The organism is Algoriphagus lacus (genome assembly GCF_003583985.1).
Taxonomy (GTDB): Bacteria; Bacteroidota; Bacteroidia; order Cytophagales; family Cyclobacteriaceae; genus Algoriphagus; species Algoriphagus lacus.
In genome coordinates, this window is the sequence record NZ_QXML01000002.1 from 633,213 (window position 1) to 654,997 (window position 21,785).

Annotated in this window: 15 protein-coding genes; 14 read left to right on the forward strand and 1 reads right to left on the reverse strand. The window is 45.8% G+C overall.

The genetic code is table 11. The features are described from left to right. The first annotated feature begins 68 nt into the window (after positions 1 to 68). The 5 genes from D0X99_RS06895 to D0X99_RS06915 all read left to right on the forward strand — a co-directional run bounded on the left by D0X99_RS06895 (position 69) and on the right by D0X99_RS06915 (position 11,828). A complete protein-coding gene (locus D0X99_RS06895; RefSeq protein ID WP_119476884.1) occupies positions 69 to 4,391 on the forward strand; it encodes a CusA/CzcA family heavy metal efflux RND transporter in 4,323 nt (1,440 codons plus the stop codon). Next, positions 4,391 to 5,548, forward strand: a complete 1,158-nt coding sequence (locus tag D0X99_RS06900; protein ID WP_119476885.1) for an efflux RND transporter periplasmic adaptor subunit — start codon at positions 4,391 to 4,393, stop codon at positions 5,546 to 5,548. Before D0X99_RS06895 ends, D0X99_RS06900 begins: the two co-directional genes overlap by 1 nt. Before the next feature lie 297 nt (positions 5,549 to 5,845). Continuing rightward, on the forward strand, positions 5,846 to 9,061 hold the full coding sequence (locus D0X99_RS06905) for a SusC/RagA family TonB-linked outer membrane protein (protein WP_119476886.1): 3,216 nt from the start codon (positions 5,846 to 5,848) through the stop codon (positions 9,059 to 9,061). A gap of 37 nt (positions 9,062 to 9,098) precedes the next feature. Further along, positions 9,099 to 10,649 carry a SusD/RagB family nutrient-binding outer membrane lipoprotein gene (locus D0X99_RS06910; protein ID WP_119476887.1) on the forward strand — a complete coding sequence of 517 codons (1,551 nt, stop codon included), beginning with the start codon at positions 9,099 to 9,101 and terminating at the stop codon, positions 10,647 to 10,649. Positions 10,650 to 10,733: 84 nt separating this feature from the next. Next, positions 10,734 to 11,828 carry an alkaline phosphatase family protein gene (locus tag D0X99_RS06915; protein ID WP_119476888.1) on the forward strand — a complete coding sequence of 365 codons (1,095 nt, stop codon included), beginning with the start codon at positions 10,734 to 10,736 and terminating at the stop codon, positions 11,826 to 11,828. Positions 11,829 to 11,934: 106 nt separating this feature from the next. On the opposite strand, the gene D0X99_RS06920 is transcribed toward D0X99_RS06915, so the two are convergent. Then, positions 11,935 to 12,282, reverse strand: a complete 348-nt coding sequence (locus tag D0X99_RS06920) for a single-stranded DNA-binding protein (RefSeq protein ID WP_119476995.1) — start codon at positions 12,280 to 12,282, stop codon at positions 11,935 to 11,937. 319 nt (positions 12,283 to 12,601) lie between these two features. Here D0X99_RS06920 and D0X99_RS06925 point away from each other — a divergent pair, with 319 nt between their 5' ends. From D0X99_RS06925 to D0X99_RS06965, 9 genes are all read left to right on the forward strand, one after another. After that, positions 12,602 to 13,489 (forward strand): DUF695 domain-containing protein, encoded by an 888-nt coding sequence (locus tag D0X99_RS06925; RefSeq protein WP_158587683.1) that lies wholly within the window; start codon positions 12,602 to 12,604, stop codon positions 13,487 to 13,489. A 169-nt stretch (positions 13,490 to 13,658) separates the two neighbouring features. After that, the gene (locus tag D0X99_RS06930) at positions 13,659 to 14,198 is read left to right on the forward strand and encodes a tetratricopeptide repeat protein (RefSeq protein WP_119476890.1); all 540 of its coding nucleotides are present in this window, start codon (positions 13,659 to 13,661) and stop codon (positions 14,196 to 14,198) included. A gap of 214 nt (positions 14,199 to 14,412) precedes the next feature. After that, positions 14,413 to 14,868 (forward strand): GNAT family N-acetyltransferase, encoded by a 456-nt coding sequence (locus tag D0X99_RS06935; RefSeq protein WP_233553671.1) that lies wholly within the window; start codon positions 14,413 to 14,415, stop codon positions 14,866 to 14,868. A 166-nt stretch (positions 14,869 to 15,034) separates the two neighbouring features. After that, on the forward strand, positions 15,035 to 15,727 hold the full coding sequence (locus D0X99_RS06940; protein ID WP_119476891.1) for a cyclase family protein: 693 nt from the start codon (positions 15,035 to 15,037) through the stop codon (positions 15,725 to 15,727). Between the two features lie 283 nt (positions 15,728 to 16,010). Further along, positions 16,011 to 16,832, forward strand: coding sequence for a sterol desaturase family protein (locus tag D0X99_RS06945; RefSeq protein WP_119476892.1), 822 nt, complete (start codon positions 16,011 to 16,013; stop codon positions 16,830 to 16,832). A gap of 220 nt (positions 16,833 to 17,052) precedes the next feature. After that, complete coding sequence (locus D0X99_RS06950; protein WP_119476893.1) at positions 17,053 to 17,637, forward strand: RNA polymerase sigma-70 factor; 585 nt, start codon at positions 17,053 to 17,055, stop codon at positions 17,635 to 17,637. Continuing rightward, positions 17,634 to 18,605 carry a FecR family protein gene (locus D0X99_RS06955; RefSeq protein WP_119476894.1) on the forward strand — a complete coding sequence of 324 codons (972 nt, stop codon included), beginning with the start codon at positions 17,634 to 17,636 and terminating at the stop codon, positions 18,603 to 18,605. The genes D0X99_RS06950 and D0X99_RS06955 overlap by 4 nt, the downstream gene beginning before the upstream one ends. A 64-nt stretch (positions 18,606 to 18,669) precedes the next feature. Next, positions 18,670 to 20,367: a carboxypeptidase-like regulatory domain-containing protein gene (locus D0X99_RS06960; RefSeq protein WP_233553673.1), complete on the forward strand. Its 1,698-nt coding sequence runs from the start codon at positions 18,670 to 18,672 to the stop codon at positions 20,365 to 20,367. Positions 20,368 to 20,525: 158 nt separating this feature from the next. Beyond that, positions 20,526 to 21,779, forward strand: coding sequence for a hypothetical protein (locus D0X99_RS06965; protein WP_119476895.1), 1,254 nt, complete (start codon positions 20,526 to 20,528; stop codon positions 21,777 to 21,779). Positions 21,780 to 21,785 lie beyond the last annotated feature (6 nt).

Consider the following 21,785-nt stretch of genomic DNA (forward strand, 5'->3'; position numbering starts at 1 on the left):
ATCTTAAGAATCACCTAAGATTGAACTAAGGGTGCGAATTGACCTTTGAGTCAAAATTCCTCAAGTTCATGCTAGACCGCATCATTCAGTGGAGTATTGGCAACAAACTCATCATTTTCATTTTTATTGCCGTATGGCTGGGGTTTGGGATTTTTGCCCTTACCAATCTTCCGATTGGGGCAGTTCCTGATGTGACTAACAACCAGGTCCAGGTCATCACCACCTCACGGAATCTTGCTACAGAGGACGTTGAAAAGTACTTGACTTATCCTGTCGAGCTGGAAATGGCCAATCTTCCGGGAGTCAAGGAAATCCGGTCAGTTTCCAAATTTGGGCTTTCGGTTGTGACTATTGTTTTCGAGGAGGATTTGGGCACCTATCTCCCGAGGCAGCTGATTGCAGAGCGGTTAATTATGGCTCAGGAGCGAATTCCTCAGGGCTTCGGCACACCGTTCATGGGGCCGATTTCCACAGGTTTGGGGGAGATTTACCAATACGTCATTGACGTCAAGCCAGGTTATGAGGATAAATATTCCATTACTGACTTGCGAACGATTCAGGATTGGGTGGTCCGTAGGCAGTTGGCAGGGATCTCCGGTGTTGTGGAAATCAACACTTGGGGAGGATACCTGAAGCAATACGAAGTAGCGATCAATCCTGAGCGATTGAAAGGAATGAATATCAACCTGGCTACCGTGTACGAGGTGCTGAGCAAAAATAACTCCGTGGCAGGCGGAAGCTACATTGAAAAAACCAACGAGAGCTTTTTTATCCGTGGAGAGGGGTTGGTTAGCAGCCTGGAAGATATTGGGAATATTGTAGTTGAAGTTCGTAATGGCTCTCCGGTTTACATCCGGGATATTGCCGAAGTTCGTTTTGGTCATGCCAATCGCTTTGGTGCAATTACAGCCAATGGAGAAGGTGAAAAAGTCCTTGGTCAGGTCATGATGCTCAAAGGAGCGGATGGCAAGGGAACGATTGATCGGGTAAAACAGCGTATCGCTGAAATGGAAAACACCCTTCCGGAAGGAATCGTGATCAACGGCTTTTTGGATCGTTCCGAACTGATCGCCCGAACGACCTTCACCATTGCCGAAAACCTCATTTTGGGTTGCCTTATTGTGATTTTTGTGGTGGTGTTGCTACTTGGAAATTTCCGGTCAGGCCTGGTGGTGGCATCGGTGATTCCGTTGAGTTTGCTCTTTGCGCTTTCGATGATGTACATCTTCGGAGTGGATGCCAACCTGATGAGTTTGGGAGCAATAGACTTTGGGATAATCATTGACGGTGCGGTCATCATCGTTGAATTTATTGCCTATCAGTTTACCAAATCTACGGCCTTACACTCCGGACTTACCCCAAAACAAAAGCAAGCAGAAAAGGATAAAATCTCCTTTGGAGGAGCCTCCAAAATGATGCATTCGGCTGTATTTGGCCAGGTCATTATCATCATTGTATTCATTCCGATTCTTTCACTTTCCGGTGTGGAGGGAAAAATGTTCCGTCCGATGGCTGAAGTATTCAGCTTTGCACTGATCGGGGCGATGATTTTGGGATTGACCTATGTACCGGTTGTTTCTTCCCTTTTTCTGAAATCAGAAGCTCCCGGACCGAAAAACATTTCGGTCAGACTGATCAACTTTCTCAATAAAATCTACGAGCCAACGATCCATTGGGCATTGAAGCACAGCAAAGCTGTACTTGCTGGTGCGGTCGCTATCCTTGTGGGAACGTTTTATCTCTTTTCCACCATGGGTTCGGAGTTTGTGCCGACTTTGGATGAAGGCGACTTTGTAATCCAACCCGTATTGAAAACAGGAACCACTCTTTCCAATACCGTGGAGACCATCACCAAAATAGAGGAAATCCTGATGAAGTTTCCGGAAGTGAATCAGGTGGTAACACGGATCGGTGCAGCGGAGATTCCTACTGATCCGATGTCAATGGAAGAAAGTGACGTCATCGTGACATTACATCCTCCTTCTGAATGGACTACGGTGGAGACCAAAGACGAACTAGCCGAAGAATTCAAAAAAGCCCTGGCTGCGATTCCCGGTTTGGATTTTGAATTCACCCAACCTATCGAAATGCGCTTCAACGAGTTGATTACTGGGGTACGGGCAGATTTGGCGATCAAGGTTTTCGGGGAGGATTTGGATGTGCTGTTGGCAACTGCCCAGGAAATTGAGGCGGCAATTCAGGGAGTGGAAGGTGCTGCGGATATCATTTTGGAAAAAGTGGACGGTTTACCCCAGATGAAAATAGAGTATGACCGGGCAAAAATATCCAAGTACGGACTCAATGTCGAAGACCTCAATCAGGTCGTGACGATGGGTTTTGCAGGTTTGAGTACAGGAACCGTTTTTGAAGGAGAAAAGCAATTTGACCTCGTAGTGAGGTTTGCTGAGCCTTTCCGCAAGGACATCACCCATCTTGAAAATGCAGCTATTCAGCTTCCTACAGGCGGTAGTGTACCGCTCAGTGAACTGGCGAAAATTTCCTATACCAAAGGTCCAGCTAAAATCTCCCGTGACAATACGCAGCGAAGGGTAGTGATCGGCGTCAACGTACGAAACCGGGATTTGCAGTCTGTGGTGGATGATATCCAGGCCATCGTGGCCAAGATTGATATTCCGGAAGGTTATCGGGTGGATTACGGAGGACAGTTTGAAAACCTGCAGCAGGCACGGAGCCGATTGATGATCGCAGTTCCTGTGGCGCTGATTCTGATTTTCATCCTGTTGTACTTCGCATTTTCCTCCACCAGAGATGCCTTTATGATTTACACTGCGATTCCGTTTTCTGCGATCGGTGGAGTGCTTTTGCTTTGGTTGAGAGACATGCCCTTCAGTATTTCTGCCGGTGTGGGTTTTATTGCCCTTTTTGGTATAGCCGTCCTCAACGGTATTGTGATGATCGAACATTTCAAATCCATGAAAGATAAATTTTCCTCTATTCAGGAACTGGTAGTAATAGGCGCTAAAGAACGCTTGCGTCCGGTATTGTTGACTGCCTCGGCTGCTGCATTGGGATTCTTGCCGATGGCTGTTTCCGGTTCGGCTGGTGCTGAGGTACAGCGTCCATTGGCTACAGTGGTAGTTGGGGGATTGATTTCGGCCACGTTGTTGACTCTGGTGGTTTTACCTGTTTTGTATGTGATTTTCAATACCCGGAAAGACGGAAGCATTAAGCCTCCCAAGTCTGTGGCTATGATTCTGGTGCTGATCACAGGTTTGGCTTTACCGGCTTTTTCCCAAAATGAGGTGAAGCAACTTAGCCTAAACCAAGCACTTCAAATTGCTCAGGAGCAAAACCTGAGTTTGCAGGCCGCTCAAAAAAGTCTGGAATCGGCTTCTGCCAGAAGTCAAGCTGGCTGGACAATCAATAAAACGCAGGTGTACTATGGCTTTGACAAAAACGACATCGCCGAAAACGGAGTGTACAACCGGGTGTGGGGCGTGAGGCAAAGTTTTGATTTTCCTTCTGTTTACGCCGCACAGAAAAATGTGCTTCAGGCTTCAGAAATGCAGGTGACAGCCCAACTCGAGCTGACTGGTAGAGCCTTGAAAAAGGATGTCAGTCAGACTTTTGTCCGGGCTTTATATTGGAAAGAGCTGGAGCAGAACTACAATTACCTGGACAGCTTGTACAGGGAATTTGCCCGGGCAGCGACCCGTAGACTGGAAACAGGGGAGTCCAATCTTCTGGAAAAGCTCACTGCGGAAAGCAAGCAACGGGAAATGGGCCTGAAGAAGGCAGAAGCTCTTCGAAATTTTGAGATTACCAAAAATCAGCTTCGTCAGCTTTTGAACATTGAAGGTGAAATTGATCTGATCAGCGAAGAGTTTTCGTTTGATGGACCATTGGATGTGGAAAATCATCCTGCTTTGATGTTGTATCAATCTGCTTATCTACGAGCTGAAAGCCAAGTAAAGGTGGATCGCAGGACCATGCTTCCGGATGTGAATTTGGATCTTTTTCGGGGTACCAATCCGGGAGAAGCTGCCAAGGTTTATCCGGGGTTTCAGGCAGGAATAGGCATTCCGCTTTTCTTTGGTTCGCACACAGCCAAGGTGAAAGCCGGGAAATATCAGCAAGAGCAAATCCTGCTCGAATCTGAAGCTTTTAAGCAACAACTTCAGACCAACTACACCAGAATCCAGACTGCGCTCGCCCAAAACCAGCAGGTAATAGACTATTATGAAACCGAAGGAAAAACCCTTTCGGCTCAACTTCGCGACCAGGCAATTCGCTCGTTCAAAGAAGGGGAAATTGATTTTCTCCAGTACGTGCAGCTGATCGAAAATTCCAGAACCATCACCCTGCAGTATTTGCAGGCAAGGTTGGATTACCAAATCAATCAATTAGAACTTGTTTACCTGAATAACTGATGAAAGCAAATCATTCCAATATTTTCCTGCTTGGCTTCCTTGTCCTGATTACGGGGACGATTTTAGGATGTGGAAAAACCGAAAATTCAGACCTGGAAGGAATTGAAGTAACTGAAGCTCCTGAGGGATCTGAGGGGATTTTTCTGACGGAGGAGCAGTTTAACACCATGAAAATGGAGTGGGGAAGTCCTCATCAAGGCGATTTTTCCAGTGAGGTAGACGTGCAGGGTACTGTTAAGGTTCCTGTGGAGGGCATGCAGGAAATCTCTGCATACTTTGGGGGATATGTCAGTGACCTCAAACTCATCGAGGGACAGACAGTCCGTAAAGGCGAGACGCTGTTTTATCTGGAAAACCCTGAATTCATCCGCCTGCAGCAGGATTACCTGGAGACGACCAGTCAACTGGCCTATTTGAAAGCGGAATTTGAGCGACAGAAGACGCTCTATGGAGAGCAGATCTCAGCACAGAAAAATTACCTCAAAGCAGAAGCGGATTATCAAGGCGCACTGGCTAAAAGTCAGAGTTTGAAAAAGCAACTTAGTCTGATCAACATAGATGCAGACCAACTGACTCCCGCCAATATCAGATCCAAAGTACCCGTTATTTCTCCAATCAGAGGGTTTGTGGAGCAAGTCTTTGTAGCTCCCGGCCAATTTCTTCCTGCCTCCGGAAAGGCAATTTCTTTGCTGAATAAGGATCATTTGCATATCGAGTTGATCCTATTTGAAAAAGATGCCAGCCGGATTCACGTCGGACAGAAAGTGGAGATTTCGATGCCGGATTCTCCCGGTCAGCTACTCATGGCCCAGATTCATGTGGTGGGGCAGGCGATCAATGAACAGCGTCAGATCAATGTCCATGCGGATTTGGTGAATGAAAAAGAGGTGGTCAAGTTGATCCCGGGAATGTTCGTTCAGGCAAAGGTTCAACTCGATCCTCAGTCCTCCTGGGCTTTACCTGAGGATGCGCTAATTGAAGTGGATGGAGAGTATTTCATTTTGGTACAAAAGGAAAAAAGTGCCCAAGGCTACAAGTTGGACAAAGTGAAGGTGATCCCGGGTGCGAAAAACAAAACCAACGTTGCGATTGAGCCGGTGGACGGACTGGATGAGAAGTCAGTTGTTTTGGTTAAAGGCGGATTTAACCTGCTCTAAAATTTATTTTTGGATTGATTGAAAGGGGCTCCTGATGAGGGAGCTCTTTTTATGTTTATCGGTTCGTGATGTTCCGGTAACAGGTACTTAATTTTTGAGAAATCCATGAAGCTGTGTTAAGGAATTTATTCATGACTGTTCAAATCAGAAGAGCCTGTTTTGATTAAAAATGGCGCTTAACAATGAATTAATTCACTTTTTGATAAAACCGGATTAATCCCGAGGGAACAGTGGAGGTATAGGTTTGGGAAAATTTTTACCCATAAAAGAATTCATATTCCAAACCTCTACTTTAAAATGATTGCTCAAAAAAGCATTTGGCAAGGGATGATGACAGCCTGTCTGATCTTCATCCTCAATTTTTCCTTCGCCCAACAAATCCGGGTTACGGGAAAGGTTAGTGACGTGAATAATGAACCCTTACCCGGAGCAACTGTCCTGGTAAAAGGGACCACCCGTGGAACGGTAACTGATGTGGACGGTTCCTACTCGATCGAAGCAGGAAGTACGGAAACCTTGGTTTTTTCCTTTGTTGGATTTGAGACTAAAGAGCAAGTAGTCGGTAATTCTTCCATGATTAACATCATCCTTTCCGAAGGGGTAGCGCTCACTGAAGTAGTGGTAACTGCTCTTGGTGTCGAGCGGGAAACAAAAGCCCTTGGCTATTCAGTGCAGGCGGTAGACGGAGCCAGATTTACCGAAGCCCGTGAAACCAACGTGATAAATTCCTTGAGTGGACGGGTTGCCGGCGTGCAGGTAACTAATAGCTCTACTGGCTTGGGTGGCTCTTCGCGGGTAATTATACGTGGCGAATCTTCTTTGAATATCAATGCCAACCAGCCTCTTTTTGTCGTGGACGGTGTTCCGATTTCCAACAACATCGTGGGTTCATCCGGATCCGGAAATCAGGAGGTGGATTATGGAAATGCGGCAGGTGAAATCAACCCAGATGACATTGCTTCCATGACAGTCCTAAAAGGCCCGGCAGCAGCTGCACTATATGGCTCAAGAGCTGCAAACGGTGCGATCTTGATCACCACCAAAACCGGAAAAGGCAAAAAAGGCCTGGGTGTGACAATCAACTCCAACACGACTTTTGATAATGTATTGAGACTTCCAGACTGGCAGGATAAATACGGACAGGGAAATAACGGTCAGTTTGCTTTTGTCAACGGTGCAGGTGCCGGTACAGCTGATGGGGTGGATGAAAGCTGGGGTCCTGAACTGGATAAAGGATTCTCGACTCCGCAGTTTGACTCTCCGCGAAACGTGGAAGGATTCCGTGGGGGGGACTTGAATGCTCCAGATGGAAGCACGATCACTCCGACTCCTTGGGTTTCTCAGCCGGACAACGTAAATGAGTTTTTCGAAACCGGTCTTACCCTGTCCAACAACATCTCTTTGGAAGGGTCCAACGAAAAATCAAACATCCGACTTTCTTGGACCAACCTGAATCAAACCGGAACAGTACCCAACACCGACCTGAAGCGAAATACCATCGCCATGAACGGTGGAATCAACGTGACCGACAAGCTGACGGTGAATTCTGCCATCAACTTCCAGCGCACAGACAGTGGCAACCGTCCGAGTATTTCCTACGGTACGGAAAGTTTGATGTACCTCTTCATTTGGTACGGTCGTCAGCTGAACAACAACAGCCTGAAAGACTATTGGATGAGAGGAAGAGAAGGCGTGCAGCAGTTTAACTACAACTACAACTACCACGATAACCCATATTTCAACGTCTATGAAAATACCAACGGGCAGGAAAAAGACAGGATCTTTGGTAACATTTCCGCGACATACAAATTCACTCCGAAGTTGAGCCTGATGCTCAGAACCGGTTTGGATACTTATAATGAACTGAGAGACAGAAGGCGAGCATTCAGTACCCAGCGATTCCCAAGAGGAAATTACCGGGAAGATGATGTGTCCTTTAGTGAGCAGAACTCAGACTTTTTGCTGACTTATTCCGAAACAACAAAGTCAACATGGTCTTACAGCGTTGCCTTGGGAGGAAATGCGATGCGTCAGGAAAACAGATATGTGCAGACCGTAGCGCCTCAATTGTTGATCCCGGGGATTTACAACTTTACCAACACCGCTGTAAACCTTCAGGTCAATCAGTTTACCTCCGAAAAGCGGATCAATTCCCTATACGGATTTGGACAGATTGGCTACAAAAACGTCCTTTTCCTGGACGTAACGGGCCGAAATGACTGGTCTAGCACCCTTCCTGCAGACAACAATAGCTATTTCTACCCTTCAGCTACACTGAGTGCGGTGATTTCCGACATTTTCACTTTGCCTGGTGCCATATCCTTCCTGAAAGTAAGAGGTGCATATGCTGAAGTGGGTAACGATACAGATCCGTATGCCTTGACCAATGTGTACAATTCAGTTACCGCCTGGGGTACTATTCAGGCAAAATCTGAATCCAACCGACTTTCCAATGCAGACCTGAAACCGGAAAGAACCGGTTCCTTTGAAACAGGATTTGACATCAGATTTATGGAAGGAAGATTGGGATTGGACTTCACGTATTTTGATAACAGAACCAGAAACCAGATCATCCCAATTGAACTGGACATCGCTACAGGCTATGCATCCCGAATCATCAATGCTGGTGAAATCCAAAACAAGGGGATCGAAGTGGTCTTGAACGGACGTCCGGTTCAGTCAGCTTCCGGCTTTACATGGGACTTCATCGCCAACTTCACCAGAACCAGAGGCTATGTACTGGAACTGACAGAGGGATTGGATACCTACACGCTGACCGGTAGAAATGGCGCCAACATCCAGGCAAGGGTAGGGGAACGAATGGGTAATATCTACGGTGCCGGTTTTGCACGAGTCGAAGATCCTGCTTCACCTTATTTCGGACAGATCATTCACAACACTTCCGGAACGCCGATCACCAGCCCAACTTTGAAGAACCAAGGGAACTACAATCCGGATTGGATGCTAGGTATCCAGAATAATTTGAGCTACAAAGGAATTTCACTGGGATTCCTGTTTGATTACAGACACGGTGGGATCGTAGTGTCCCGAACCAAGACCATCGGATCTACTTCCGGTCAGTTGGAAGAGACGCTTTTCGGACGTGAAAACGGATATGACCTAAGTGTAGAAGGTAACGGGATTATTTCCGAAGGGGTAATCCGAAATGCAGACGGATCTTTCACTCCAAACACCATCAAGATTACTTCCCGAAACTGGCACAACAGATATTATGAGCGAAACAATGTGGAGGCAGCCAAATACGATGCGACTTTTCTGAAGCTGCGAGAAGTGACTATCGGCTACACGATTCCGAAAAGAGTGCTTGGAAAGATGCCTATCCAGGATGTGAAAATCTCCCTAGTGGGACGAAATCTGGCACTATGGACAGAGAATCCTCACTTCGATCCGGAGACTATGGCCATGGGTGGGGGAACGTTAATCCCAGGTGTGGAAGACATGTCTTTCCCGTCGACCCGAAGCATAGGATTCAACCTGAACGTCAAATTCTAATCGGCTGATTTTTCAAACATCAAAAAAGACTGAAATCATGCAATTCAATACAAAATACTTTGCAGCAATCGCCCTGACCTTGGTCATGGGTTTGAGCAGCTGCGACAAGGATTTCGAAGAAATCAATGTCAATCCAAACAGTCCGGAGAAAGTATCTTCCGCACTCCTTTTGCCTACTGTGATCCGAAGCACGACCAGCGAAATCGCCGGAAATGCCTGGGGATATGGAAACGTGGTCATGCAATACACGGCCAAAATCCAGTTTACCAATGAGGACCGCTACAACTGGGGACCTCAGGGAAGTCCGTATGGTTCTTTTTACAATGCCCTAAGAGACATCAACAACATCATTGAGATTTCCGGTGAAGCCAAAGAGCAAAACTATGTGGGCATTGCCAAAGTGATGAGGGCGCACCTGTTTTCATACATGACGGATGCCTACGGCGAAATCCCATATTCTGAAGCCATTCAGGCCAAAGACGGAGTAAACTATCCCAAGTTTGATTCGCAGGAAGCAATCTATGCAGCCATTCTTACTGAATTGGAAGAAGCAAACAGCCTCCTCGGAACCACTGCTGAGCGGGTGGATGGGGATATCCTTTTCAATGGAAGTGTGATCCGTTGGAAAAGATTCGCCAACTCACTTCGGTTGAGAATTTTGATGAGACTGTCTGATCGGAAAGATCCTTCGGCTGCCATGCAGGCCATCCTGAACAATCCGACTCAGTCGCCAATTTTCACCGGTACCAACGAGGAAGCTGCTTTGCAATACCTTGGCGATGTGCCCAATCAGCACCCGCTTTATACGAATCGTTCAGGTTCCTTCGACGAATACAGACTGAGTGAAAAATTGGAAGGCACACTGAAAGATCTGAACGATCCAAGATTGTTTGCTTTTGCACAACCAACAACCGACTCCAAAGCCGGAGTAGTCGGAGCTGTGACAGCATATGAGGGTGTGCCAAATGGTCTCGGTGATGAGGAAGCACTTCAGTATTCTCCTTCAGGAGACAAAACAAAAGGCGGATCAAATTTCCTTTCCAGGGTCGGCCTATTGTGGGCTTGCCAAGCCTGTACATCTTTGGCTAATCCAACCGGCTATCAGGCAATCCTGATGAGCTATGCGGAAGTTCAGTTTATCCTGGCGGAAGCAAGAGAGCGGGGATTCATCACTGTCGGATCGGCTGAGGACTATTACAAAAAAGGGATTCAAGCTTCGGTGGATTACTACCGAGCCCGCTACACCTTTATCAATCAACCGAATATTGCCAGCAAGCTGGTTTTGGATGAAGCATACTTTGCTCAGCCGAAAGTGGCTTATACCGGTACAAGTCAGGAGAAATTGACCAAAATAGGAACCCAGAAATGGTTAGCGCTTTTCTTCAGTGGAATGGAAGCGTGGCACGACTGGAAGCGTACAGGATATCCGGATATCAAGCCGGGTCCGGCAGCTTTTATCAACACGGTTCCGGTGAGATTTATGTATCCGGGAAGTGTACAGGCCTTGAATGAGGAAAATTACAAAGCTGCAGTAGCCCGACAGGGTGCTGATGCTATTACTACCAAAGTGTGGTGGGATGTGAAGTAATTTGCTGTAATTTATGATGATCAAAACCCGCTGTTTGGGCACAACCGGACAGCGGTTTTCTTTAACCCCCAACAGAATTTAAAAATGAAAAAGCTCAGGTTCCTTTTCGTGGCAATGTTTGTGGTTTTTGCCCAAAATGCCTTTTCCCAAAACTCAGCCTACAAAACCGAAAATATCATCCTGATTACCTTTGACGGATTGAGATGGCAGGAACTTTTCAAAGGAGCAGATTCCCTGATGATCGATGATACTGGATTGATCGATACACCGGGTTCGCTCCTAGAGGATTTCTGGCATGAGGACCCAAGCGTTCGAAGGCAAATGCTTTTCCCGTTCTTTTGGGGTACGATAGCCAAGCAGGGCCAACTTTACGGCAACCGGGCCTATGGCAATCTGGTCAACAACAGCAACAACATGTGGTTTTCCTATCCCGGTTACAACGAAATCCTGAGCGGATTCGCTGATGACGAACGGATCAACAGCAACTCCAAAATCAATAATCCCAATGTGACCTTGCTGGAATACCTGAACCAAAAGCCTGAATTCAAAGGAAAGGTGATGGCTTTTGGCAGCTGGGATGTGTTTCCTTACATCGTCAATGAGGAGCGAAGCGGAATTCCTGTCAATGCTGGTTTTGACAAAGCGGAGGGCGATGACCTGACGGATGTGGAAAAGACAATCAACCGTCTTCAATCCGAAATCAGAGGTCCTTGGGGAGGGGTTCGATTGGATCCGTTCACGCAGCATTACACACTGGAAGCCATCAAAAAGCATAAGCCAAAAGTACTCTACATCGCTTATGGAGAGACAGACGACTGGGCTCATGGAGGCAAGTACGATCAGTACATTTGGTCGGCCAAGCAGACGGATGCTTTCATCCGGGAAATCTGGGAAACAGTCCAAGCCGATCCGCAGTACAAGGACAAAACAACCATGATCATTACCGTGGACCATGGTCGCGGTACCAGCAAAACCAGCTGGAAGAGTCATGGGACTTCAGTGCCGGAAGCAGATCAGATTTGGATGATGGCCATCGGGCCGGATACGCCTGCAAGCGGTGAGATGAAAACTCAGGGGCAGTGGCATTCCGCGATGGTAGCCCGTACCATTTTCCAATTGCTGGGTATGGAATATCCGGACTCCAAAGCGGCACCTGCTGTGAAGGAAATGATCAAATAGACTGATAGTACCTTCCTTATTTGAAAGAAAGAAAAGTGGTAAGTGATAAGGAATAAACATCTTCCCTATCACTTACCACTTTTCCATTTAGAGGATAATTGGAATCTCAATCCTCTTTCTCCTTTTTGCCCATCAGGAGAAAGTCATTGACCACGATCTCGGTGATGTACTTTTTCTCCCCGTTTTTGTCGGTGTAGGATCGGTTGGTGAGCTTGCCCTCAATTCCGATCTCGGAGCCTTTGTCGGTGTACTTGGACAGGACTTCCGCCTGCTTGCCCCAGATGACCAGGTTGTGCCAGGTGGTTTCGGTGATCTTTTCACCTTTTTGATTTTTGTAGGTCTCGTTGGTGGCGAGTGTGGCGTGTCCCACGGCTTTGCCGGACTCGAGGGTTTTGACTTCGATTTTGGCGCCGAGGCGGCCGATGAGTTGAACTTTGTTTCTTAGCGCATTCATGATGTTAAAAGTTTGATTGTGAAAGATTTGATTAATGTTTTCGCCAGAGGCTTGTTGATGAACCAAAGTTGGGAGGTGGGGCAAAAAGAAGTCGGTTGCTAAGCGCTTGTATTCGATTGTAGTCGTTTGCTGTCGGATAATCGGTGAAACCGAGCCGGAATGGGCTTTTTTATGCAAGAGGGAATTAGTAGGTTGGGGTGAAGTAATTAAAAAACACCAACATCTAGTTCACAAGGCCTTCCAAGTCAAGATTTCTGACAAAAGAGTTTCGCAAACACAGATGTTACCTGCAAGCGTAGAACGACACAACATCGAGACAATGACCAAGAACTTAATCATCGGAATAAATATTTTAGCACTAACAATAACAGCATTTTCAATGGGACTTTTTGACAAATTATTCGGCAAGACAAATCCTTCTCAACCGACATCAACTTCTCAACCCAAAGTTGGACATCAAGAAGAATGGGAGTTTTATTTCAGTAACGTAAACGACAAGTTAGGTTCTCTGTTTGTTGACCTTGGACTTCGAAAAGTTGCACCAATGACAGATAAGCCAAATGTTGTTTGGGTTTCTATTAAAATGAATAATCCAAGAGAAGACGGACTTTCATCTCAAGAAGAAAGCGGAACACTTGGCGACATTGAAGACGCTTTGGTAGACAAGATTACTTCTAAACACAACTCAATTTATGTAGGACGACTTACATCAGCCGGTGACAGAGATTTGTATTTTTATTTTGGCGACACTACACTTTACGACAAGACAATTTCAGAAGTTATGGTTGCTTATCCAAAATATCAATTTGACTTTGGCTCAAAGGAAGACAAAGAATGGGGTGGCTATTTTGACTTTTTATATCCACTACCGCAACAATTTCAGAGTATTCAAAACCGACGAGTAATTGAACAATTAGAAAAAGGCGGTGACAACCTGACAAAAGAAAGAGAAGTATTTCATTGGATTTACTTCAAATCGGAAAGCGACAGAGAAAATTTTTTAGAGAAAATTAAAAATGACAATTTCTCAATCGTAAGCAAAGACAGCGACAAATCTTGGGGAGAATTTGCTTACCGACTTCAAATAAAACGAATTGATAAGGTTGACCAAAACAGTGTTGACGAATACGTTATTTATTTATGGAAACTCGCTAATGATATTGGCGGTGATTATGACGGTTGGGAAACATCAATTGAAATGGACTAACTATGACGACAGACAGAACGCCAGCAGGTAACAGCACCTACCCAAAAGGCGGGGTTGCGTGTTTCAAAGACAGTTTAGTGGTTAATCAAACATTAGTTTTTCAAATCAAGTTTTGTGGTAAAAGTCCCGCCCTTCGGGTAGCTGCAAAACGTTACCAGCAATTTTAAAAATGAAAGCACTTCCTATTCCATCAGACTTTAGAAAGATTTACAAGCATTGGCAGACGCTACAGACAGTTGAGAATCAATATAGCTTGAAAGATTGGATAGGCTGTATAAGTAATTGCAATGTCCTTATTGAATCTATGGAAAATGATTTTTTTGGATATTATTATCGCGGACTTTGTAATATTAAACTTAGGTTTTTTGAGGAAGCATTATCCGACCTAGAAAAATCTAAAATTAACCTTATGAAAAATAAGTTTCCGAAACTTATGAAGGAATACAATCAAGATGTTGAGCTTCGAATTGCAAATTTATTTCGAAAAGAAAGGAAATATAATTTAGCATTGAAGCGAATAGATTTATTGTTAAAAGAATATCCTGATTATTTAAATGGATATAAAGAAAAAGCGGGCATCCAAACTGATATGGACAATTTACAATCAGCTCTTGACTCAGTAAACCAAGGACTTCTAAACTCCCCAAAAGACCAGGAACTTTTGAAATTTAGAAAAACATTGATTTATAGTTTGACAACCAAACAATAAACAAGAATATAATAAGCATGAAAAGATAAATACTTAAAATAAAAAAAGCTGGTAGCATCACCTAAGAGCAAGCGGGCGGGAAATGCCAAATTAAAAGTGATTACCTATAATAAACCTTGGTCGTGGCGGACAGGGGGTCGGGGTTTAAAGCCCGCCTGCTCTTAGCCTTGACCGTTACTTCTCAGATCAAAGCATAAACAACTGATTTTTTCAATTGATTGATTTTCAAAACCTCGAACTCGTAAAATATACCGATCGGCATCGGGCCCAGTTGCTCGACGTATGGGAGAAATCGGTTCTTGCTACACACGACTTTTTATCGCCGGAAGATTTTCAATCGATCAAAGCATTTGTCCAAACGATCGATTTCAATGCGTTGGATGTTTACTGCCTGTTACAAAGTGAGGAGGTAATAGGCTTTTTGGGGGTAGCTGAACACAAAGTGGAAATGCTTTTTCTTTCTCCGGATCATATCGGAAAAGGATTTGGAAGAAAAATGATGGACTTTGCCGTTAATGAGTTGAAGGCCGATCTAGTGGATGTAAATGAGCATAACTCTCAAGCGGTTGATTTTTACAAAAAATATGGGTTTGAGACCTATGAACGCACAGACCAAGACGATCAAGGGAAAGATTATCCCCTGCTAAGGATGAAACTTGCTAATAAATGAGGATCAATAGCCTCCTTGGCTAAAAAAAATAAGCCTGAACACCCTGCCGCCGTTTCCCGTATTTCACGGGAAAAGCCTTTTTTTGAATCAGTTTTTTAGCCTGACGAAGGAAAATTAACCTAAGCAATATTTTATCGGGAAGGCTTAAACCGAAGACCAAAACGCCATGACAGAACTCATCGATCTCAGTCAGGAGATCTACGCAGGAATGCCGGTTTACCACGGGCTGCCCGAAGTCCGAATCAGCACCCACGCTACCCACGAACAATGGGACAACATCCCCAATCCGGAAACCGAGACTCCAAGCGTTCTCAAACTGGAATTGGGCGAACATACGGGCACCCATGTCGATGCACTCAACCACATGGGAAGGCAGTTTGTCGGACAATCCATCGAAACCATGCCCCTTTCAATGTTTTATACCGAGGGGATTTGCCTGGACTTTTCGCACAAGGGTTTGCTGGAACTGATCGAACCAAATGAGCTGGACGAAGCCTGTCGAAAAGCGGACCTGGAGATCAGAAAAGGGGATACCGTGCTGCTTTGCACAGACCATTACCGGAAACACTTCGGAACGGATAATTGGATCCATGGTCCTGGGATTTCTGCTGCTGCAGCACGCTGGTTGGGTGAAAAGGGGATTTCCGCTTTTGGGGTGGAAACTCTTGCTCCAGGAGTCCCGAAAGTCTCGAACAAGGAAGTTCACCGGATATGCGGAGAACTGGGCTTTACCCATTATGAAAATATGGTCAATCTTCACCGCCTGATCGGTAGAGGTCGGTTTCGCTTTATTGCTTTTCCGCTTAAAATCCGGGGAGGAACTGGTTCTCCTGTCAGGGCAGTGGCAGTTTTTGAGTAATGGAAATTAATGGGGATTTCTCCTGAGAATCCTTCGGATTGGATTAAAGTAGTACAGCTGGTAGGTGAGGATAAATCCAGTGGGAAATAATGGACACCAATACGAGAAGCGACTTGACCTGCTTGTTATTTGAAAAGAAAAATATCAAAAATTGTACGATTCATTCTTTCTGAAAAAAAGAAGCAACAGCCCGAAACCAAGCTTTTTTAATTTTGTTGAACTTAGGAACTTGGGTTAGTTTATGAATAAAGGATAGAATGCTGGCAATCAGATTTTAGTTTAAATGGATTTCAACCTCGACTGGCTTCTTTCTACCGACTACGCGCAGCCCAAAAACTTTGTGGTGATCTTGACCATTCTATTGGCTGGGATTTTTTTGAGGTACCTTGCCCTGGCCTGGATTTACCATGAGTTGGTCTATAAAAAATTAGGAGAGGCAATGCCTTATCGAAGGCTGCATGAGCAGATTCGGCTGCCTCAGGTGAGAACGGAAATCTGGTATTCCTTCCTCGGGGCCATCATTTTTGCTTTTGCCGGAAGCTTGATTTTGATCTTTTGGCAAAGGGGTATTTCCCAACTTTATACCCAGCTCACTTGGTGGGATCTGTTGTGGATTCCAGCCAGTTATTTCCTGTCACTGTTTATCCATGAGACCTATTACTATTGGCTTCACCGCTGGATGCACCAGCCGAAGGTGATCCGGCATTTTCACCACATTCATCACAACAGTCTTTATACGAGTTCCTTCACCTCGTTTTCATTCCACCCGATTGAGGGGGGCCTTCAGGCGATCTTTTTGCCGGTGCTGATTTTGGTCCTTCCCATGCATTTTTTGGTGATGATTGCGTTGCTGATTACCATGTCGGTGACGGCGGTGATCAACCATGCCGGAGTGGAAGTTTATCCTAGCGATGCCTTGCGTTCGCCGTTTTTCCGCTGGATGGTGGGCGCCACCCATCATGACCAGCATCATCTGAAATACCGCTGCAATTATGGCCTCTATTTTACCTTTTGGGATGTGTGGATGAAAACCGAGGATGCCGGATTTGAGAAGCGATTTGAAGCGCATACGGTTTCTCAACCAAAAAAGGGTGAGTTGGCCTGAATCAACCTTCAGTTTTTTATCCGAGTTGGTTCGTTTCGCAATACATTGTCTTCCCCATTCAGGCTTTCCCGATTTTTTCGGAATCAGCTCCTCCTCGTTTGGACTGCCCAATAATTCCAAAAAGAAATTTAGCCAGGGCATAGGGGTACAAGGTCCTTGAGTTGTCCTGTTTAAAAAGAAACCAAAACCGTATCTTGCACCGAATGCATTTTTGATCTCCATGCAGGTTCCGGAAAACGAGGTTTTTTTAGAGATAAAATCAGGACAAGTCCCTGCCTTTGAGATGCTGTTCAAAACTTACTACCAGTCCTTGTGCCGCTATGCCACGACTTATCTGAAAGACCCGGATGAAGCAGAGGAGATCGTGCAGGCAGCTTTTATTGGGATTTGGGAGAAAAGAGCCAGCATCTCCATCGAGACTTCCATCAAATCCTACCTCTATCGGACCGTCAGGAATTCCTGCCTGAATGAGCTCAAACACGAGCAAGTCAAGCAAAAGTACTTGTCTTCGAAGCTTACGGAGGAGGAGAAAACTACCTTCCCTGCAGATCAGGAAGCCATTCACGTAGAACTGGAGGAAAAAATCCGTCAGGCAATCGGACGCTTACCGGAGCAATGCCGTCTGATTTTCACGATGAGCAGGTTTGAGGAATTGAAATATCAGGAAATCGCGGATCAGTTGAATCTCTCTGTCAAAACGGTCGAAAATCAAATGGGCAAAGCGCTGAAGCTCATGCGAATTCACCTGAAAGAGTATTTGCCCTTGATTGCAGTATTAATGAACCGACTATTGGAATTAGGATGATTCAGGACGAGGAATATCGGGAAGAGCTGATCATGAAGTTCATCGTCGGCGAAGCTACCGGGGAAGAAATCCGGGAGTTGAAGGAATGGTGTGCCCTTTCGCCTGAAAATCAGAAATACCTGGATGATGCCAAGCTGATTTTTGAAAAAGCTCAGCTGCCTGATGAAGCTGAATTTGATACAGACAAAGCCTGGAAAAAAGTAAAAGACCAAATCTCAGGAAATGACCAAAAGACTCGCTTTTTGATCCCTTTCTGGGGAATTGCCGCAGGCTTGATCCTGGTATTTGCCCTGTCATTCCTTTTCTATGAGAATTTTTTCAAGCCGGAGGAATTCCAGTTCGTGAGCGAAAACCAAGTAGTGACTCAAACACTGCCGGACCAAACCGAAATCTCCCTGAACCAGAATTCCCAAGTGGAAGTGGAATATAACGAGCGCAAAAAGACCGGGACGATTCTCCTTTCCGGGGAAGCGGTGGTGAGCATTCCTGAATCCAAAAAAGTTGACTGGATGGTTGAGACGGGCAATCTGCTCATTGAGGATATCGGGACTGTATTCCATGTCAAAGCGTATCCTGACAGTGAGATCGTGGAGGTCTCGGTGCAGGAGGGTATAGTCAGGTTTTACACTAAAGCCCAACCCGGAATCACGCTTCAGGCAGGAGAGAAAGGGACCTATCACAAAGGCAGAGATGAGTTTTTCAAGGAGGTGGCCGATCCCAATGTCACGGCTTTCAAGACACGCAACTTTTCCTTTTTCGAGGAAGAACTGCAGCAGGTAGTCGCAGACTTGGAAGCGGTTTATGGACAGGAAATAATCTTGGACGTGAATGTCTTGACCTGCAAACTGACGGTCACGTTTGAAAATGAGGACTTGGACACGATTCTGGGAGTAATTGCTGAAACGCTCTCACTTCAAATCAGTCAGGAAGGCGATAAAATCAGAATCAGTGGGGATGGGTGTTTTTGACATTTTTTGGTCAACAGACCACGGTCCACGGTCGACAGCGGGTTTAAAAAGACAATCAATCCAGTTGAATTTTCTGGCGCAATCCGGCAATTGCAAGGGCAGAAAGCTTGTGCTGTTTTTTTTGTTGATGGGGTTTATATCCACCTTTTCCTCAGTGGCACAGGAGATCCCGGTTTTGGAGAAGAAAATTACCCTTTCGGCACAAAACGAGCGGATTGATAGTTTCTTGAAGCGCCTCTCTCAGGAAGCTGGCTGCGTGTTTTCTTACAGTTCTTCTGTATTGGATGTGAGTAAAACCTTCTCGGGTAGATTTTCCAACCAACCGCTAAGAGAAGTCCTGGAAGTGATTTTTGAAGGAAAAGTCCAAATCAAGCAAAAGGGAGTGTATGTGATATTGACTCCCAAACCCGAAACAAAGGAAGTCGTCATCAGCGGGTATGTGGTGGATGAATCGGGTCAGGGAATCCGTGATGCGACGATTTACGATCCGATCACGCTTCAGTCCTCGACCACGGATGAGTATGGCTATTTCCAGTTTGAGGTGAAAAACCCCGCTTCAGAAAACTTTGAGCTGATCGTCAACAAGAAAGACTACTCGGACACCTTACTGCTGGAGGAGAAGTCTTCTTTTCAAAAGATCCTACTGAAAGCCGAGGAGGTCAAACTTGATGAAGTGGGAAAAAGTCTTGCCTCTTCGGCAAAGGAATTTTGGTCCTGGACCAAAAACTCAGTCGGATACCGAAACTCCGAAAACGTAAAGGATACCTTAAACCGGGATTTTCAGCTTTCCTTAATCCCCTTCGTCGGCACCAACCGAAAGATCTCCGGGAGTGTGATCAACGATTATTCGGTCAACATACTGGGAGGTTTTTCGGGAGGAACGACCAAGGCAGAACTGGGAGGTCTGTTTAACATCGACCGGGGAGATGTACAGTCCGTGCAAATCGCCGGCCTCTTCAATCAGGTTGGAGGGAAGGTCAGCGGTTTTCAGATGGCAGGTCTGGCCAATGCAACGCTGGATGCCGTGGATGCCGCTCAGATCGCTGGCTTGGTGAATTTTACTACCGGGGAAGTTAACGGAGTACAATTGGCAGGGGTGCTGAATATGACTACCTCCGGATTAAGCGGAACTCAGGTGGCAGGTGTCTCCAACGTTGCGCTGAAAGATGTCGAGGGCGCTCAGGTCAGCGCCATTCTAAATGTGGGAAGAAAGGTTAACGGTTCCCAAGTCGGCCTGTTCAACTATGCAGACAGCATCTCCGGTGCGCCGGTAGGCTTGATCAGCTTTGTTCGGAAGGGCTACAACAACATTGAAATTGGAACCAACGAGGTGATGCCGGTTACCTTGGCTCTCCGAACCGGTACCCGAAGTTTTTACAACATCCTGTTTGCCGGAATGCGACTCAACCCTTCAGATTCCACCACATGGTCATTTGGCTACGGGCTTGGAACTTCACCAAAACTGGGGAAGAAGACTTTTCTAAATCTGGAGCTGAGTTCGGAGCAGATGAACAAAGGCAATGTGGCAGCATTGAACCTGATTACCAAAGCCTATGTGGGTTTTGATTTCCAGTTGGCCAAAGGATTCGGACTTTATGCTGGCCCTACTGTTAACTATCGGGTTTATGACTCTGCCTATTCTGGTCACCCGGATTTATTTTCCCATGTGAGTCCCAAGATTCAATCTGAAAAGTTATATGCTACCAACGATATCGGAACCCAGCTTTGGTGGGGATTCCGGGCGGGTTTCCGGTTTTTTTAACGGTAATTGAAAATTGAAAAATAGAGGTCCGATAATCTGATTTTTCGAATCTCTTAAATCTTCATTACCCTGAATCAGAAAATAATCTGATTTTTTTTTAAAACACATAGGGGTAAGAAATCCCTCGCTTGTCCTAATCATGAAACTAAACCAAGGACATGCACACATTCAACAAAATTCTCATTGCCGTTGGTCTCTTTGCCACCCAATCCGTAGCCGCTGAAAATCTTAATTCCATGGCCCAAAATTCTCCTCAGGGAATTTCCGCCCCGGACAGTTTGGGAAATACAGATAAAACAGGACTCCGAATTTCCTTCAACGGAAGGGAATCGGTTTTAAAATTTGATCCTTTCGGAAAGGATTTGACCGACACCACTTCCATGGGCTTCCAGTTTTCCTTTGTTCCTTTTGTCGGGACTAACGGCACCTATTCCGGCACAGCGGTAAATGACTATTCGTTTAACCTGCTGGGAGGATATTCGGCAGGCACCAATCGTCTGGAACTAGCCGGCCTGTTCAATATCAACCGCGGTAATATGCTGGGAGTACAGCTGGCCGGATTGTTTAATCAAGTGGGAGGAAAAGTGGACGGTGTCCAACTGGCAGGCCTGTTCAATTCCAATTTGGACTCTGTCAAAGCGGTCCAACTTGCAGGCTTGATGAACTTCACCACCGGGCCGGTCGATGGAGTACAGATTGCCGGACTTACCAACTTTTCCCCCAAACCCGTGGAAGGGGTCCAAGTGGCGGGGATAATGAATTTTACCGCTTCAGAACTGGAGGGTACACAGGTTGCAGGCGTTCTGAATTTTGCAGCCAAAAATGTCAAAGGGTCACAAGTCGGCTTGTTGAATTTTGCCAATAAAGTGGACGGATTTCAGCTGGGATTGATCAATTATGCAGACAGCATGAGTGGAGTGCCGGTTGGCCTCATCAGCTGGGTCCGCACAGGCTACCAAGCAGTGGAAATCGGTGCCAATGAAATCCTTCCCCTGAATCTGGCTCTGCGGACGGGTAAGCGTGAGTTTTACACGATGCCATTTATCGGAATCCGGCCCGAAATCGATGATCAGCTTACCTGGTCTTTTGGCTACGGAGTCGGTACTTCGCCCAGATTGGGCAAGAAAACCTTTCTTAACATCGAGGTGAGTTCGGAGCAGTTGAGCAAAGGGGAGGTGGAAGCACTCAACCTGGTGAATCGATTTTATCTGGGTGGGGAATTTCAGATATCTCCGAAATTGGCGATTTATGGAGGACCCACGTTTAACTTCCGGGTTTATGACACCTCTTTCACCGATCACCCGGAGTTGTTTGCCTACTCCAGCCCCAAAGTCCACAATGAAAAGTATTATCCTGAAGATTTGGGAAGTCAGCTGTGGTGGGGATTTAAGGCTGGGTTCCGATTTTTTTAATCTGCT

Excerpts from the sequence above, each read along its gene's own strand:
- D0X99_RS06950 (WP_119476893.1), top strand. The coding sequence starts at position 17,053 with ATGCAGGTTCCGGAAAACGAGGTTTTTTTAGAGATAAAATCAGGACAA.
- D0X99_RS06915 (WP_119476888.1), top strand. The coding sequence starts at position 10,734 with ATGAAAAAGCTCAGGTTCCTTTTCGTGGCAATGTTTGTGGTTTTTGCC.
- D0X99_RS06955 (WP_119476894.1), top strand. The coding sequence starts at position 17,634 with ATGATTCAGGACGAGGAATATCGGGAAGAGCTGATCATGAAGTTCATC.
- D0X99_RS06925 (WP_158587683.1), top strand. The coding sequence starts at position 12,602 with ATGACCAAGAACTTAATCATCGGAATAAATATTTTAGCACTAACAATA.
- D0X99_RS06910 (WP_119476887.1), top strand. The coding sequence starts at position 9,099 with ATGCAATTCAATACAAAATACTTTGCAGCAATCGCCCTGACCTTGGTC.
- D0X99_RS06945 (WP_119476892.1), top strand. The coding sequence starts at position 16,011 with ATGGATTTCAACCTCGACTGGCTTCTTTCTACCGACTACGCGCAGCCC.
- D0X99_RS06920 (WP_119476995.1), bottom strand. The coding sequence starts at position 12,282 with ATGAATGCGCTAAGAAACAAAGTTCAACTCATCGGCCGCCTCGGCGCC.
- D0X99_RS06930 (WP_119476890.1), top strand. The coding sequence starts at position 13,659 with ATGAAAGCACTTCCTATTCCATCAGACTTTAGAAAGATTTACAAGCAT.
- D0X99_RS06905 (WP_119476886.1), top strand. The coding sequence starts at position 5,846 with ATGATTGCTCAAAAAAGCATTTGGCAAGGGATGATGACAGCCTGTCTG.
- D0X99_RS06900 (WP_119476885.1), top strand. The coding sequence starts at position 4,391 with ATGAAAGCAAATCATTCCAATATTTTCCTGCTTGGCTTCCTTGTCCTG.
- D0X99_RS06895 (WP_119476884.1), top strand. The coding sequence starts at position 69 with ATGCTAGACCGCATCATTCAGTGGAGTATTGGCAACAAACTCATCATT.
- D0X99_RS06940 (WP_119476891.1), top strand. The coding sequence starts at position 15,035 with ATGACAGAACTCATCGATCTCAGTCAGGAGATCTACGCAGGAATGCCG.
- D0X99_RS06965 (WP_119476895.1), top strand. The coding sequence starts at position 20,526 with ATGCACACATTCAACAAAATTCTCATTGCCGTTGGTCTCTTTGCCACC.